The following is a 241-nucleotide window of genomic DNA, read 5'->3' as shown; positions in this document are numbered from 1 at the left end:
ATTATGACCATCACGAAATGTCAAATTACTTTAGTTTTTCTGATTACAAAAAATACGCATCTTTAGATAAACTTGAGAGAATCTTTGAACTAAGTGTTGAACATTTAACTTCCATTAAAGGAAATCTTCGTAAATACAGTAATGGTTATTTAACTGTTCAATTAAGTTTTTTAGAAGATGAAAATGATATTGATTTTCAATCTTTTGCTTGGATGTAAATAAAACTAATAGGGTGTAGAAA

At 26.1% G+C, this 241-nt stretch carries 1 protein-coding gene; it reads left to right on the top strand.

From position 1 onward, the window contains the following. A partial coding sequence (locus NCS67_RS31850; RefSeq protein WP_250437939.1) for a hypothetical protein occupies nucleotides 1-218 on the top strand: 218 nt, incomplete at its 5' end. Nucleotides 219-241: the final 23 nt, after the last annotated feature.

Origin of the sequence: Caballeronia sp. ATUFL_F2_KS9A, assembly GCF_023630765.1 — a bacterium.
Taxonomy (GTDB): domain Bacteria; phylum Pseudomonadota; class Gammaproteobacteria; order Burkholderiales; family Burkholderiaceae; genus Caballeronia; species Caballeronia zhejiangensis.
This window is presented reverse-complemented; position numbering and strand designations above follow the sequence as displayed.